15 protein-coding genes are annotated in these 15367 nt (G+C 65.1%); 2 read left to right on the forward strand and 13 right to left on the reverse strand.

Annotated features, from left to right (window positions below; all coding sequences use genetic code 11):
• Positions 1 to 354: 354 nt before the first annotated feature.
• Positions 355 to 738 (reverse strand): hypothetical protein, encoded by a 384-nt coding sequence (locus A9Z00_RS06410; RefSeq protein ID WP_296975329.1) that lies wholly within the window; start codon positions 736 to 738, stop codon positions 355 to 357.
• 21 nt (positions 739 to 759) lie between these two features.
• Positions 760 to 1080: a hypothetical protein gene (locus A9Z00_RS06415; protein ID WP_296975330.1), complete on the reverse strand. Its 321-nt coding sequence runs from the start codon at positions 1078 to 1080 to the stop codon at positions 760 to 762.
• A gap of 166 nt (positions 1081 to 1246) precedes the next feature.
• Between A9Z00_RS06415 and asnB the strand changes: the two genes are divergently transcribed.
• Positions 1247 to 3091 carry an asparagine synthase (glutamine-hydrolyzing) gene (gene asnB / locus A9Z00_RS06420; RefSeq protein ID WP_296975331.1) on the forward strand — a complete coding sequence of 615 codons (1845 nt, stop codon included), beginning with the start codon at positions 1247 to 1249 and terminating at the stop codon, positions 3089 to 3091.
• A gap of 59 nt (positions 3092 to 3150) precedes the next feature.
• Here asnB and rdgB read toward each other — a convergent pair whose 3' ends face one another.
• From rdgB to A9Z00_RS06435, 3 genes are all read right to left on the reverse strand, one after another.
• Entirely contained in the window at positions 3151 to 3801 is a 651-nt protein-coding gene (gene rdgB, locus A9Z00_RS06425; RefSeq protein WP_296975332.1) for an RdgB/HAM1 family non-canonical purine NTP pyrophosphatase, read from the reverse strand.
• Complete coding sequence (rph, locus tag A9Z00_RS06430; RefSeq protein WP_296975333.1) at positions 3798 to 4544, reverse strand: ribonuclease PH; 747 nt, start codon at positions 4542 to 4544, stop codon at positions 3798 to 3800. Before rph ends, rdgB begins: the two co-directional genes overlap by 4 nt.
• A gap of 115 nt (positions 4545 to 4659) precedes the next feature.
• A complete protein-coding gene (locus A9Z00_RS06435; protein ID WP_296975334.1) occupies positions 4660 to 5754 on the reverse strand; it encodes a GerMN domain-containing protein in 1095 nt (364 codons plus the stop codon).
• Positions 5755 to 5879: 125 nt separating this feature from the next.
• Here A9Z00_RS06435 and A9Z00_RS06440 point away from each other — a divergent pair, with 125 nt between their 5' ends.
• Positions 5880 to 6419 (forward strand): phosphatidylglycerophosphatase A family protein, encoded by a 540-nt coding sequence (locus tag A9Z00_RS06440; RefSeq protein ID WP_296975335.1) that lies wholly within the window; start codon positions 5880 to 5882, stop codon positions 6417 to 6419.
• Between the two features lie 24 nt (positions 6420 to 6443).
• On the opposite strand, the gene A9Z00_RS06445 is transcribed toward A9Z00_RS06440, so the two are convergent.
• The 8 genes from A9Z00_RS06445 to pyk all read right to left on the reverse strand — a co-directional run bounded on the left by A9Z00_RS06445 (position 6444) and on the right by pyk (position 15263).
• On the reverse strand, positions 6444 to 7430 hold the full coding sequence (locus tag A9Z00_RS06445) for an MBL fold metallo-hydrolase (RefSeq protein ID WP_296975336.1): 987 nt from the start codon (positions 7428 to 7430) through the stop codon (positions 6444 to 6446).
• Positions 7431 to 7578: 148 nt separating this feature from the next.
• Positions 7579 to 8535 (reverse strand): sugar kinase, encoded by a 957-nt coding sequence (locus A9Z00_RS06450; RefSeq protein ID WP_296975337.1) that lies wholly within the window; start codon positions 8533 to 8535, stop codon positions 7579 to 7581.
• A gap of 22 nt (positions 8536 to 8557) precedes the next feature.
• Entirely contained in the window at positions 8558 to 8980 is a 423-nt protein-coding gene (locus A9Z00_RS06455; protein ID WP_296975338.1) for a hypothetical protein, read from the reverse strand.
• A gap of 121 nt (positions 8981 to 9101) precedes the next feature.
• Positions 9102 to 10052, reverse strand: coding sequence for a malate dehydrogenase (gene mdh, locus A9Z00_RS06460; protein WP_296975339.1), 951 nt, complete (start codon positions 10050 to 10052; stop codon positions 9102 to 9104).
• A 30-nt stretch (positions 10053 to 10082) separates the two neighbouring features.
• Entirely contained in the window at positions 10083 to 11381 is a 1299-nt protein-coding gene (icd, locus tag A9Z00_RS06465; RefSeq protein WP_296975340.1) for an NADP-dependent isocitrate dehydrogenase, read from the reverse strand.
• A gap of 89 nt (positions 11382 to 11470) precedes the next feature.
• Positions 11471 to 12583: a citrate synthase gene (gene citZ, locus A9Z00_RS06470; RefSeq protein ID WP_296975341.1), complete on the reverse strand. Its 1113-nt coding sequence runs from the start codon at positions 12581 to 12583 to the stop codon at positions 11471 to 11473.
• A gap of 310 nt (positions 12584 to 12893) precedes the next feature.
• Positions 12894 to 13367, reverse strand: a complete 474-nt coding sequence (locus A9Z00_RS06475; protein WP_296975342.1) for an acyl-CoA thioesterase — start codon at positions 13365 to 13367, stop codon at positions 12894 to 12896.
• Positions 13368 to 13508: 141 nt separating this feature from the next.
• The gene (pyk, locus tag A9Z00_RS06480) at positions 13509 to 15263 is read right to left on the reverse strand and encodes a pyruvate kinase (RefSeq protein WP_296975343.1); all 1755 of its coding nucleotides are present in this window, start codon (positions 15261 to 15263) and stop codon (positions 13509 to 13511) included.
• Positions 15264 to 15367 lie beyond the last annotated feature (104 nt).

A 15367-nucleotide genomic window follows, 5' to 3' on the forward strand; every position in this document is an offset into this window, starting at 1 on the left:
CCGGTCTTCCGGCTGTGATGCCCGCGGCTTGCGGTTTTGTCCCGAACGTGCGGGTGGGCGAAATGTTCATTAATTTTTTCAGTCGAAACCGTTCGAATCAAAAAAGATGATGAAACGCTGCAACAAAGAGGGGGGACTGGGGCAAATCAGCCGGGGCAAATCAATCGAAAAATGTTTCTCTCGTCTCCACGATTCCGGTCACCGGAGGTGCGGGCCTTTCGCGGGGAACAATCGGAAACGCAAAGGCAACCTGTCGATGCTCCGCGAGGTTCACGAAAAGGTGGGGGTGGCGTCCAAAGGCACAGGGGAGCGGCCGTTTCGTCGACAAAGAAAAGGCGGACCGCATGATGGCGTTCAGTCCGCAGGACGTTGCGCTTGCGGCCGCGCACTCCTATGCGCATCATGGGGCATGCGCAATGCGCGCATCGCATCTTCCCGCACGGAGCCGAAATGCAGCACCCGTTCTTCAAACGAACCGCCGTCACCGGCGGCCGCGGCGCTCCGATAAGCGTCCGTCCGATTGACCGCCGCCTGGTGCAGCGGATTGTCGTACCAGTCGATCTCGCGACTCGCATCATTTTCGACGACCCGCACCATTTCGAGCCCGCCGCCGGCTTTCTCCGCAAAATAGACCAGCAGCCCCGGAGCGTCCGGGCCGTCTGTCAACACTTCCACCTCTGCGCACGTGCGGCCGTCCAGACGGACCGTTCCCCTGACCCGCGCTTCCGTGATGTCCATCGTTGCCAGCCTCCTTCGTGTTCAAGACAAGCGCATCCGCTCGATGAACGCCTTCGTCTCCGGCGTTCCGAGCTCGTGCAGCAGATGGTAGATCCGGTTGGTCACCTCGGCCGTCGCGGCCGACACCTGTTCCGTGGAAGCCGTACCGAACGGATGCCAGGTGAAGTGCAGCATCTCCGCCTCTTCCAGGCTGGCCAGCTCCTCGAACAGGTCCTGCAGCCGGTACAACTCCTCCTCGTTCGCCCGAATCTCGAACTCCCAGGGCGATGCGCCCCTGTCCTTCAGGATCTCCTTGCCCCCGACGGAAACGTAATACGTCTCTCTTCCGTCGTCCGATCGCATGTCGTGTCATCCTCCCTTGCCCGGTCCGCCTCGGTGCGGCCGGCATGCGGAATCCCGCCATAGCATGCCGCGCGGACAGACATTTTATGCCGCCGTCCGGCATATATCTCCCTATGCCGTTCCTGAGGTTTCCGGACTCAAGACCGACACGAGAGGATGAACCGGTATGTGCGGAATCACCGGATGGATCGACTGGACGCGCGACCTGACGCTGGACAGCGCCATTCTGGAGAACATGACGGAGACGCTCGCGCCGCGCGGTCCCGACGCCTCCGGCACCTGGATCACGACGCATTGCGCGCTGGGGCACCGCAGGCTCAGCGTCATGGACCCGGAGAACGGCGCGCAGCCGATGATCCGGCGCGCCGGCGACAATACCTATGTCATCGTCTACAACGGGGAACTGTACAACGCGCCGGAGCTGAGGCGAGAACTGGAAGCGCGCGGCCACCGTTTCCTCACCCATTGCGACACGGAAGTGCTGCTCGTCGCCTACATCGAATGGGGACCTGCGGCGCTCGACCGGTTCAACGGCATCTACGCCTTCGCGGTGTGGGAGACGAAGGAAGAGCGGCTGTTCGCGGCCCGCGACCGGCTCGGCGTCAAGCCCTTCTTCTATGCCGAAGTCGACGGCAAGTTCCTGTTCGGTTCCGAGCCGAAGGCTATCCTCGCGCACCCCGCGTTCGAGCCGGCGGTCGGCGCGGAGGGCCTTGCCGAAGTGTTCGTCATCGGTCCGGCGCGGACGCCGGGTGTCGGCATCTATAGGGGCATGACCGAACTGAAGGCCGGACAGTGCCTGACCGTCGACCGGTCGGGCGTCCGCGTGCGCACCTACTGGCGGCTGGAGAGCCGGCCGCACGAAGACGACGAGGCGAGGACGGCCGAGCGCGTGCGGGAGCTGCTGTTTGATACGGTCGAGCGCCAGCTCATGTCCGACGTGCCGGTCTGCACGCTGCTCTCCGGCGGCCTCGATTCGAGCGCGCTCACGGCGCTCGCCGTCGGGCATTGCACCCGGACCGGCCGGGGCACGCTCGCCACCTATTCGGTCGACTATGTCGACAACGACAAGCATTTCCGGGCGCACGCGTTCCAGCCGAACGCCGACGGGCCGTGGATCGAGCGGATGAGCCGCCATCTCGGCACGCGCCACACGCAGGTGCAATTCGACACGCCGGAGCTCGTGCGGGCGCTCGACGATGCGGTGATCGCGCGCGACGCGCCGGGCATGGCCGACATCGACGCTTCGCTGCTGCTCTTTTGCCGCGAGATCAAGAAGGGAGCCACGGTCGCGCTGTCGGGCGAGGCGGCGGACGAGGTGTTCGGCGGCTACCCCTGGTTCCACCGCAAGGAGGCGCTGGAGGCCCGGACGTTCCCCTGGTCGCTCGCGACGTCCCTGCGGGCGGAACTGCTTCATCCGGACGTGGCGGACTGGGTGAAGCCGCTCGAATACATCGAACGGCGATACGCGGAGGCGATCGCGGAGGTGCCGCACCTTGCGGGCGAGGACGAGGCGAAGCGGCGGATGCGCGAGATGTCGTACCTCAACATCACGCGCTTCATGCCGACGCTGCTCGACCGCAAGGACCGGATGAGCATGGCGACCGGCCTCGAAGTGCGCGTGCCGTACTGCGACCACCGGCTCGTCGAGTACGTGTTCAACATTCCGTGGGAGATCAAGACGGCGGGAGGCCGGGAGAAGGGGATTCTGCGACGCGCGCTTCGGGGCGTGCTGCCGGACGACGTGCTGTACCGCAAGAAAAGCCCGTACCCGAAGACGCACAATCCGAATTACCTCGAGGCGGTGCGGCAGCGGCTGCTCGACGTGCTCAACGACCCGTCCTCACCGCTTCTTCCGCTCATCAACGTCGCGAAGGTGCGCGAGATCGCGGAGTCGGAGGCGGCTTCGTCGCACATCCCGTGGTTCGGGCAGCTCATGTCGGGCCCGCAGCTCTTCGCCTACCTGGTGCAGGTCGACACCTGGCTGCGCAAATACAGGATCGCGATCCGGTGAAGCGGGGCTCCAAGACGACCGAGGGCCGGCGGAATGGACCGCCGGCCCTCGCGTTCGCATCACGATTGCCGCTTCAACAGATGATCGACCAGCTTCGCGAGCGCCCGTCCGCGATGGCTGATTGACTGCTTCTCCTCCGTCGTGAGCTCGGCCATCGTCCGGCCGAATGCCGGCACCCAGAACAGCGGATCGTAGCCGAATCCGTTCGTTCCCCTCGGCGCGTCGATGATCCAGCCGTCGACGGTTCCCTCCGCCTCCGCGAATTCGCCGGTCTCCGGATCGTAGAGCGCCAGGGCGCAGACGAACCGCGCCCGGCTGAGCGCGCGCACGCCCGCGGGCAGGCCGTCCGGCTGCGGCACGCCGGCCTTCAGCGCGGTCAGCTCACGCAGCAGCTTCGCGTTGTTCGCGGCGTCGCCGGCGCCCTCGCCGGCGTAGCGTGCGGAGGTTACGCCCGGCGCGCCACCCAGCGCCTCCGTCTCGAGGCCGGAGTCGTCGGCGAGCGCCGGCACGCCGAGCGCCTCGCCCGCGGCTCGCGCCTTCTTGCGCGCGTTCTCCGCGAACGTCGAGCCGTCCTCCGTGATCACGGGCGCCCGGTCGAAGTCCGCCAGCGTCCGCACGGCAAGCCCGAGCGGAGCAAGGGCGTGCGCGAACTCGCGCGCCTTGCCCTCGTTGCGCGTGGCGATGACGACAACGCCCAGCTCGCGGATCATGCCGATCCCGCCCCGATCCGCGCGCCGATCTCGCCGAGCGCCTCCCGCTGCCGCTCGATCAGCTGCCGGATGCCGCCTTCGGCGAGCGCGAGCAGGCGGGTCAGCTCCTCCCGGCTGAACGGCGTCGATTCGCCCGTCCCCTGAATTTCGACGAACCGGCCGGAACCGGTCATGACCACGTTCATGTCGACCTGCGCGTTCGAATCCTCTGCATAGTTCAGGTCGAGCAGCGGCCGGCCGTCCACGATGCCGACGCTGACCGAGGCGAGGAAATCGGTGATCGGATACCTTTCAAACGGCTGCTGGGCATGCAGCCGGTCGACCGCAAGCGCCAACGCGACGAACGCGCCGGTGATCGATGTCGTGCGCGTGCCGCCGTCTGCCTGGATCACGTCGCAATCGAGCATGATCGTCCGCTCGCCGAGCGCTTCGAGATCGACGACCGAACGGAGCGCCCGGCCGATCAGCCGCTGGATCTCCATCGTCCGACCGGACGGCCTGCCCTTCGCGACCTCGCGCTGGTTGCGCATCTGCGTCGCCCGGGGCAGCATCGCGTATTCGGCCGTCACCCAGCCGCGCCCCTGGCCTTTCATGAACGGCGGCACCTTGTCCTCGACGGTGGCGGTGACGATCACCTTCGTGCCGCCCATCTCGATCCAGACGGAGCCTTCCGCGTACATGTTCGGACTCAATTGCATTACAAGAGGGCGGAGTTCGTCGTCCGCCCGGTTGTCGTTGCGCATCCGGTTGCCTCCCGATGTCTTTTCTTCCGCTTGCATGACGGGTATATTGTACCAGAATCGCGGAGGAAAAGCATCTCCGGCCCCGTACCGCGACCGCATCTTGCGGCCGATTCCGTCACGTCTTCAGCGCGTTCACATGCTCGGGACGGCTGACCGGCTCGGCATACGAACGGTTGTCCGTATCAATCACGTTCGTCGATCCGTTCACCCGGATCTGCACCTTTTCCGCGCCCGTATTTTCGCTGACGGACAGCACGACCGCCTGGAGCATTTCCGACGGCAGCGGCTGACCCTCCGCGTAGGTCTCGTCCTTGAGATCGACGAACGCCGTGTCACCGTCCACCGTCACCGCTTCGGCTTCGACATCCTCCGTCATGACGGCGGCAAGTTCCGCTCCGCGCGCGGGTCCCGCGATCAGTTCGCGCAGCGCGGCGACGGCCTGGTCCTCCTGCCGTTCCACCAGACGGGTGACCGGCACGAAATAGGGCGCGCCCTCGTCGGAGAGCGCCGAGAAATAGACGGTCACCGGCATCGAATTCCCGTACGAGGCGCCCGGCGCAAGCTCCAGGTTGATGCCCACCGCCCGCGTGAGCGGCGCGTCCAGCGGGAAGCCGTCAACCGGCATTTCGCGGAGCGGCTCGCCGGCGTGGCGCAGCTCGACGCCGTCGACATCCGCAATGCCCGTCAGCGTCCACGTCACCGCCTCCACGATGCGCCGCTCGTCCTGCGGATTGTAGTCGGTGAACGTCCCGCCGAAATCGACGACCGCCACCCGCCGCTCGCGGTCAATCGCGAGCCCCTCGATGCGCGTCCCGGCCGGCAGCACCCCGCGGAAACCTTCCGGCAGCGCCCACGATTCGCTCCCCTCGATCATCCGCTCGAGCGCGCGGATGCCGGCTTCCTCGGCGCTTGCCGCCGCCGCGTTCACCGTCAACGGCACCAGATAACCGCCCCTGTCCTTTACATAGACGGTGACCGGCGTCACGGCGCTTTCCGTTCCGTCCGGCGTTTGCGAATCCGGCGACCCCGCGCCGGCCTGCGATCCGGACCCGGAGCCGGTCCACGTCTCTTCCTCCGCCAGGAAATCCGGCGGCGGATCGATCGCCATCTTGCCCTCCTGTCCGCCCAACAGGCCGCAGCCGGCGAGGAGCAGCGGCACGACCGCAAGACCGGCCGCCGCGCGCCTTCGCAAGAATTGGAACCGCACCATCTCGTCTCGCGCCTCCCGTGCATGACAATTCATGGATTTGTTAAATTCAGAATTTTTGTAGTACTATGTATACGAATCTTGTCCAGTCATAGAACTGATTCCTTCATGAATGGGAGTGTAGACGCATGGCGGATACGAAGCCCTACGTGCTGAACAGCCGGGAGGTGCAGCGCGCGACGCTGGAGTGGCTCGGGAAACGGGGCGTGACGACGAGGCATATCGCCGAGCTGGTCCATTATTTGCAGGCGCCGTATTTTCCGGACCTGACGCTGGAAGAATGCGAGCAGCACGTGCTGGCCGTGCTGGGTAAGCGCGAGGTGCAGAACGCCGTGCTGACGGGCATCCAACTGGACATCCTGGCCGAGGAAGGCAAGCTGATGCCGCCGCTGCAGGACATGGTGAAGCACGACGAGGCGCTCTACGGCATCGACGAGGTGCTGGCGCTGTCCATCGTCAATGTGTACGGCAGCATCGGCTTTACGAATTTCGGCTACATCGACAAGCAGAAACCCGGCATTCTGGTGAAACTGAACGACAAATCCGACGGGGAGACGCACACGTTCCTCGACGACATCGTCGGCGCGATCGCTTCCGCCGCGGCAAGCCGCATGGCGCACCGCAAGCAGGAAGAGAAGGAAAACGGCAACGGGCTGCCCTCCGATTGAACCGGGGCAGCCCGTTCCCTTTTGTCAGCCGCGCTTCCAGCGCACGATGTCGTCCGCTCCCCGCGCGGAGGCGGCGCGTCCCTCGCGCGCCAGATGTTCGAGATGCGCCAGCGTCTCGGACATCGCAAAGCGGAGATGGTGCATGCTGCCGTTCACGCGCCCGCCGAACAGTTGCATGCATACTTCGAAGGCGGTGAGCGGCGTTTCAAGCATCGCCTCCATGGCCTCGAGCCGCCGGACGTGATGCTCCCGGATTTCGCCGATCCGTCCCCGCATGTCCCGGATCGGGTCCCGATGGCCGGGCAGGGCCAGCTCGACTTCGAGCTTCTCCAGCGACGCGAGGCTGTCCAGATACCTCGCGAGCACGCCGGGCTCACCGCCGGGCACGAGGCTGATGTTCGGCGTGATGCCGTTCAGCACCTGATCCCCGCACAGCAACCGCCTTTCTTCCCGCAGGTAGAAACAGAGATGGCCGTCCGCGTGACCGGGCGTGTCGAGGATCTCCCATCCCTTGCCGCCGACCTCCAGGCGGTCGCCGCCCTGGATGAACACCGGCTCCGGCAGGGGCGACACCATCGCGACGAAGCCTTCCAGATGATCCCGCAGCGCCTCTTCCATTTCCCGCGGCAGACCGTGTTCCCGGTACAACGCCGGAAGCTCGTCCGTGAACGTCCGCTCCGGTCCCCACAACCGCATCGCGTACGCATGCGCCCGCCCGGACATGTACACCGGCGCGCGCGACCGCTCCTGGAACCAGCCCGCCAGTCCGATATGGTCGGGATGCGGGTGCGTGAGCACGATCGCCCGGATTTCACGAAAGCCGATCCCGCTTCGCTCCAGCACCTCCCGCCACAACCGCTCCGCCTCCGGCGTCCGGAGCCCCGGATCGACGAGCGTCCACCCGTCGCGTTCCGGAACCAGATAGGCGTTCACATATTTCAATGAAAAAGGAAGCGGCACCCGAACCCGGATCCACCCGCCGTCCGGCCGCCCTTCGTCCGTGTGCATCATGCCGCACAGCTCCCCCGCGCACAAGAAAAACGGCTGCCTCCGCCCCGGGGGACGGACACATCCGTTTTTCCGAAACGGTCGTCAAATTCCGAAATGATCCGTCGCGGCCGGCGCATGTACCGCGATCTTCCCCGCCGCCGGACACGCGCTACCGCTCGACCCTTGCCCGGTCCGTCAGGATCCGCTCGACCGTCCGCCAGTCCGGCGTCGCCTCCCAGTCGCCGCGCCCCTGCACGACGAGGGAGCCGCAGATGCTGGCGATCCGCACCGCTTCCTCGATCGGATATCCTTTCAGCAATCCGGCGAGCAGCCCGGCGCAGAAACCGTCGCCGGCGCCGACCGTATCGACGACCTTCTCCGCCTTGTGGAACGGCACGACGGTCCGCTTTCCGCCTTCGACGATGACCGTCGTCTCCCCGACTCCCTTCACGACCGAGACGCCGGGCAGCTTTGCGAGGCGGTCGAAGATCGCGTCCTCATCCGTCGTGTCATAGAGCAATTGCAATTCATCATATCCGGGAAGAAAATAGTCCGCCTGTTCCGCCAGCGGCAGCAGCACTTCCCGCGCTTCCCCGATCGACCACAGCTTGAGGCGCAGATTCGGGTCGAAGGAGACCTTGACGCCTGCCTCCTTCGCGATCCGGACGGCTTCCCGGACCGTGTCGCGCGCGCTCTCGCTGATCGCGCACGTAATGCCGGTCACATGCAGCAACCTGCTGCCGCGGATGTAGTCCGCGTCCAGATCGGACGGTTTCATCCGGCTCGCGGCGGAATGCCTCCGGTAATAATAGACCGACAGCTTGCCGCCGGGGTTGTCCCGGAACATGACGCCGGTCTGCTCCCCCGGAACGAGCCTCGCCCGGGATACGTCGACGCCCTCGCCCCGGATCGCCTTCAGAATCCGGAGCCCGAACGGATCGTCGCCGAGCGCGCCGAACCAGCCGCTTGACACGCCGAGCCGCGCGGCTCCGATCGCGAGGTTGCTCTCCGCGCCGCCGAACGTAAGCTCCAGCGAGGCGGCCTGGTCGAGCCCCTTGTAATCCGGCGCCATGCACAGCGCCATCGATTCTCCGAACGTGATGAGGTCCGGTGATTGTGCCGCCATGTCGAAAGCAATCCCTTCCGAGTTAGAGATGCGGATATTGCATGACAAAGATGATGGCCACATAAAGCACGAGGAGCAGCACGCTGAACAGGCGGACGCGCGCGATGGAATCCGACGCGTTCTCGCCGGCCTTCGCCGCCGCCACAATCGCTTTCAGCGGTTTCGTCAGGACGCCGCCGAGGGCGCCGATGCCCACCATCAGGATCAGCGTCAGCGTGGTCCACAACACGGAATAGTCGGCCAGCGTCATCAGGAACAGCCCGGTGAGCAATTGCAGCGCCAGACAGAACTGCGCCACCCGGTTCGCGGCGATCAGCCCGTCGGCGAAGCCCGCCTGTCCCTCGCTGCTGAGCTGCATGATGCGTCCGACCAGAAACGGCATCACCAGATAAATGCCCATCCCGACGGCTCCGACCGCATGAAGGAACAAGAAAAACTGTCCCATTCGGCACCTCCTGACATGGACTACTCCCAGTATAGCCGAACCTGCCCGCCGGCTCCAGCCGCCTCCAAAAAACGCAAGACCCTGAACGCGCGGTCAGGGTCTCGGAATGCGCACCCGGAGCTCAGGCGGGGCCGCCGGCCGCGATTCGGATGACGCTGCGGACGGATTCGGCGGAACGATCGAGCGCCGCCTTCTCTCCGGGAGTGAGCTCCAGCTCGATCACGCGCTCGATCCCGCCGCCTCCCAGGACGACCGGCACTCCCATGAACAGGTCCTCGTAGCCGTACTCGCCTTCCAGCAGCGCGATGACCGGCAGAATGCGCTTCTTGTCCTTCAGGATCGCCTCCGCCATCTGTACGAGCGACGCGGCCGGCGCATAATAGGCGCTGCCGGTGCCGAGCAGATTCACGATCTCGCCGCCGCCGAAACGCGTGCGCCGAACGATCTCGTCGATCCGTTCCTTCGGCAGCAGCTTCTCGACCGGAATGCCGCCTACGTTCGAGTACCGGACGAGCGGCACCATGTCGTCGCCGTGGCCGCCGAGCACGAAGCCGTGCACGTCTTCGACCGACACGTTCAGCTCCTGCGCGATAAACGTCCGAAAGCGGGCCGTGTCCAGCACGCCGGATTGGCCGATCACGCGGTTCTTCGGAAAACCGAGCGTCCGCCAGGCGACCCAGGTCATCGCGTCCACCGGGTTGCTCAACACGATGACGTACGCTTCCGGGCAATGGACGCGCACCTGCTCGCAGACCGACCGGACGATGCCCGCGTTCGTCGTCACGAGATCGTCCCGGCTCATTCCCGGCTTGCGCGCCACGCCGGCCGTGATGATCACGAGATCGGAACCGGCCGCATCCCGGTAATCGGATGTGCCGGTGATCCGGCTGTCGACGCCGAGCACCGGCGTTGCCTCGAGCATGTCCAGCGCCTTGCCCTTCGTCGGACCGTCGAGCTGCGGCACGTCAAGCAGCACGATGTCGCCGAGTTCCCGCTGCGCGAGCATGAGCGCCGTCGTCGCGCCGGTGAACCCCGCACCGATGACCGAGATCTTCTTCCTCCTGATGGACACGTCCCGCGCCAACCTCCGTTTCTGACGGCATCAGGCCATATGTTTGATGACCTCGTCGGCGAACTCCGAGCATTTGACTTCCTTCGCGCCTTCCATGAGGCGGGCGAAGTCGTACGTGACCGTCTTGTTGTTGATGGCCGTCTCCATCCCCTTGTAGATCAGGTTGGCCGCTTCCTGCCAGCCGAGGTGCTCGAGCATCATGACGCCGGAGAGGATGACGGAACCCGGGTTGACGACGTCCTTGTCGGCGTATTTCGGCGCCGTGCCGTGGGTCGCCTCGAAGACCGCGTGGCCCGTGACGTAGTTGATGTTCGCGCCCGGCGCGATGCCGATGCCGCCGACCTGCGCGGCGAGCGCGTCGGACAGGTAGTCGCCGTTCAGGTTCAGCGTCGCGATGACGTCGAATTCCGCCGGACGGGTCAGCACCTGCTGCAGCATGATGTCCGCGATCGTATCCTTGATGATGATCTTGCCGGCCGCGACCGCTTCGGCCTGCGCCCGGTTCGCGGCCTCCTCGCCCTCGGCCGCCTTGATGCGGTCATACTGGGCCCACGTGAACGTCTTGTCGGCGAATTCCTGCTCCGCGACCTCGTAACCCCAGTTCTTGAACGCGCCCTCGGTGAACTTCATGATGTTGCCCTTGTGCACGAGCGTCACCGACTTGCGGTTGTGACGGATCGCGTACTCGATCGCGGCGCGCACAAGCCGCTTCGTGCCCTCTTCCGAGACGGGTTTGATGCCGATGCCGCTTGTCTCGGGGAAGCGGATCTTCTTCACGCCCATCTCCTTCTGCAGGAATTCGATCACTTTCTTCACTTCGGGCGAGCCCGCCGGCCATTCGATGCCGGCGTAGATGTCCTCCGTGTTCTCGCGGAAGATGACCATGTTGACGAGATCCGGCCGCTTCACCGGCGACGGAACCCCCTGGAAGTAGCGGACCGGGCGGAGGCAGACGTACAGGTCCAACTCCTGCCGCAGCGCGACGTTCAGGGAGCGGATGCCGCCGCCGACCGGCGTCGTCAGCGGGCCCTTGATGGCCACGATGAATTCGCGGATCGCGGTCAGCGTATCGTTCGGCAGCCATTCACCGTATGTATTGTACGCTTTTTCGCCGGCGAACACTTCGTACCACGCGATTTTTCTCTCGCCCTTGTAAGCCTTCTCGACGGCGGCGTCCAGCACGCGCTTCGCAGCGCGCCAGATGTCGCGGCCGGTGCCGTCGCCCTCGATGAACGGAATGATCGGGTTGTTCGGCACCTGCAGCTTGCCGTCCTTCATCGTGATTTTTTCGCCTTCGGTCGGCGGCGCGAATTTCTCGAGTTGGATCATGGTGATGGTTCCTCCTTTACAGATTCAGGCTGACAGTCATGCCGCGTGCGTGTGTTCGATGTTTGACGGGGCGCGCGGCCGGCGCCTTTTCAACGCTCGTCGATCGGCACGTAGCGCACGTTCGTCGGACCGGTGTATTCCGCGCGCGGGCGGATCAGACGGTTGTCGCTGTATTGTTCCAGGATGTGGGCCGTCCATCCCGAGACGCGGCTGATCGCGAACAGCGGCGTGAACAGATCGCGCGGAATGCCCAGCATCGTGTAGACCGACGCCGAATAGAAATCGACGTTCGGTTTCAACCCCTTCAGATTGCCCACGAGCTCTTCGATTTTGACGGACATCTCGTACAGCTTCAGGTTGCCCGCCCGTTCCCCCAGCTCGCGGGACATCTTCTGCAGATGCTTCGCTCTGGGGTCGCCGTTCTTGTAGACGCGGTGGCCGAAGCCCATGATCTTTTCCTTCCGCGCCAGCTTGTCCGTAATGTATCGCTCGACGTTCTCGATCGATCCGATTTCTTCCAGCATGACCATGACCGCTTCATTGGCCCCGCCGTGGAGCGGACCCTTGAGCGCCCCGATCGCGCTGGTCACGCCCGAATAGATGTCCGAAAGCGTCGCCACCGTAACCCGCGCCGCGAACGTCGACGCGTTCAGCTCGTGGTCGGCGTGCAGCACGAGCGCCTTGTCCAACGCCCGGACGGAAATTTCATCCGGATCGACGCCCTTCAGCATGTAGAGGAAGTTGTGCGCGACGGACACGCCGGCCTTCGGCGGAATCGGCTCCTTGCCTTCGCGGATCCGCGCGAACGCGGCGACGATTGTCGGCAGCTTCGCCTGGAGCCTCACCGCCTTGCGCAGATTGGCTTCGCGCGACATGTCATTCGCCTCTTCGTCGTACAGCGCGAGCGCGGAAACGGCCGAGCGCAGCACGGCCATCGTGTTGGCGCCCGGGGGATAGGTACGCATCTGCGCGAGCAGCTCCGCGGGCAGTTCCGCGTTGGCGGCGAGATCATCCATCAGGCCCTTGAGCTCGGCCCGGTTCGGCAGCCTGCCGTGCCAGAGCAGATAGACGGTCTCCTCGAAGGTCGCCTTCTCCGCCAGCTCGTCGATGTTGATTCCGCGGTAGGTCAGTACGCCGTCGATGATCGAGCTGATCTCCGAAGTGGTCGCAACGATGCCTTCCAGACCTTTCGTTGCCGTCATGTCTCCCTCTCCTTTTTCCGCAATTTCCGGGGAAATATTCGCCCCATATGGCCGCCTGCGGGCATACGGAAGCGCTTCAGCCGAGTAACGTACCATCCTATCATACCGCTTTTTGACGGGCATGTGAACATCCGTGTCAAGTTTGCGTGAAATAAAAATGCTTTATCGACATTATAAAAGAACTTTTTGCCTTTCGCCGCCGCGTCGTCCCGTTGTCGGTATATTGTGCGAATTCCGTCCGGTTTTCATCCGTCCCGAGGGCGGACGAACGGCCGCGATGCGCCGGCCGGTATCCGGATCATCCGGCTCGTCAAGCGGATCCGGTCAGACGGCTCAGCATGTCGTACAGCTCCGGCGCCGCCCGGTCGATCCGAACCGGCTTCCAGTCGCGATTGAGCCACACGTGGACGGTTCCGCCCGCCGCAAGCAGCGTGCCGGGCAGGTCCGCTTCCGTGTCCGCCGTCGCCGGCGGCGCTTCCTCTTCCCCGATCATTCGGATCTGCGAATCGAACGACAGTCTGAGCGGCGTCGCCTCCCGCAGCCTCGTGCACACGACGATCCGGTCGTCATAGCGGGCCGGCCGCTCGTACCGAACGTTCAGCTCGACCACCGGCAGCAGCAGGCCCGCATCCTCCACCTTCCGGTACGGCCACCCCGCGTGCCGGATGAACTCGGTTCGGCCGATCTCGAACCAGGTGGCGTAATGCGCGTAGAACACGACGTCCATCCGGTCCGTCTCCTGGTAGCGCACCCTGAGCGGGAACAGATGCCAGTGCGATGCCATGCCACGCCTCCCCGTGAAGGAACTCGACCCGCGAAGAACTCGAACCCGCGAACCGTTACGCCGGCGCAGGCAGATAGGCGGGAGCGGCAGACCGCCCGGCGGTCCGCCGCTCCCGTCGCAAGGTGCCGGCGGACGGCGCGCTTACAGTACGCGCGCCTGTCCCGTATAAATGACGCCGATCTCGGCGTATACCGTCACTTCCATGCCGTCCGTCATTTTCTTCGTCGCATCGGCGACGCCGAGCACGACCGGGATGCCGAGGTTCAGGCCGACGACAGCCGCGTGGCTCGTGATGCCGCCCTGCTCCGTGATCAGCGCCGCCGCCTTCTCGATGGCCTGCATGTAATCGCGGTTCGTCGACGGCGTGACGAGGATCATGCCTTTCTGCGCCTTCGCGATCGCTTCCTCCGCCGAGTGCGCGATGACGACCTTGCCCGTGGCGGATTGGCTGCCGATGCCCTGGCCCTTGGCGACGAGATCGCCGACCGTATGGATCTTGATCAGGTTCGTCGAGCCGGACCGTCCGACCGGAACGCCGGCCGTGATGACGACCGTGTCGCCGAGCTTGACAAACCCGGATCGGACGGCGCCGTTCACGGCGATTTCGAACATCTCGTCCGTCGTCTTCGCCGGCCGGCCGAGCACCGGAATGACACCCCATACGAGCTGCAGGGTGCGCATGACGTGCTCGGACGGCGTCACGGCGATGATCGGCGCCTTCGGCCGGTACTTCGACACCATCCGCGCCGTGTAGCCGCTCTCCGTCGAGGTGATGATCGCGTCCGCGTCCAGGTCGAGCGCGGAGTTCGCGACCGCCTGGCTGATCGCCTCCGTCACGGTCGTCTGCTGTCCGCTCGCCCGGCGGAGGAAGATCTCGCGGTACTCGAGCGCCGCTTCCGCCCGCTCCGCGATGCGCGCCATCGTCCGGACGGATTCGACCGGATATTTGCCGGCCGCCGTCTCGCCCGACAGCATGATCGCGTCGGTGCCGTCAAAGATCGCGTTCGCGACGTCGCTCGCCTCCGCGCGCGTCGGCCGCGGGTTGCGCTGCATGGAATCGAGCATCTGCGTCGCCGTGATGACCGGCTTGCCGGCGCGGTTGCATTTCTCGATCATCATCTTCTGCACAAGCGGCACTTCCTCGACCGGGATCTCGACGCCGAGGTCGCCGCGCGCCACCATGAGGCCGTCCGCCACTTCCAGAATCTCGTCCAGATTGTCGACGCCCTGCCGGTTCTCGATCTTCGCGATGATCTGGATGTGCGACGCGTTGTGCCGCTCCAGGAGCTCGCGAATCTCCAGCACGTCGCTGGCTCTCCGCACGAACGAAGCCGCAATGAAGTCGATGCCCTGCTCGATCCCGAACAGGATGTCGTTCGCGTCCTTCTCCGTGATGCCCGGCAGCGAGATCGCGACGCCCGGAACATTGACGCCCTTCTTGCTCTTGATCGGTCCGCTGTTCTGAATTTCGCAGCGGATCTCGGTGTCCCGGACTTCGACAACCTTCAGGCCGATCAGGCCGTCATCGAGCAGGATGGTGTCACCCGGCTTCACATCCCGGGGCAGGCCGCGGTACGTCACCGGAATGCGGTGCCGGTCGCCGAGGATGTCCTCCGTCGTCAGCGTGACGAATTCGCCCGCCACCAGCTCGATCGGCTCTTCGGCCAGCTTGCCGAGGCGGATTTCCGGCCCCTTCGTATCGAGCAGGATGGCAACCGTCTTGCCCAGCTCGCGGGAAGCCTGGCGGATGTTCCGGATCCGGTTGCCGTGCTCCTCGTAATCACCGTGCGAGAAATTCAGCCTCGCGACGTTCATGCCCGCCTCGATCAGCTGCCTCGTCATCTCGAGCGATTCGCTCGCGGGACCGATGGTGCATACGATCTTCGTTTTGCGCATGTGCGGTATCCTCCGTTACTGTCAAGCCTTCGAATGTTCCGGCCGTCCGCCGGAAGGCCGCGCCTCCCCCGCGGCGGGAGGGACGGGCCGTCCGGCGGGCGGCG

Origin of the sequence: Thermobacillus sp. ZCTH02-B1, from assembly GCF_002159085.1 — a bacterium.
Lineage (GTDB): Bacteria > Bacillota > Bacilli > Paenibacillales > Paenibacillaceae > Thermobacillus.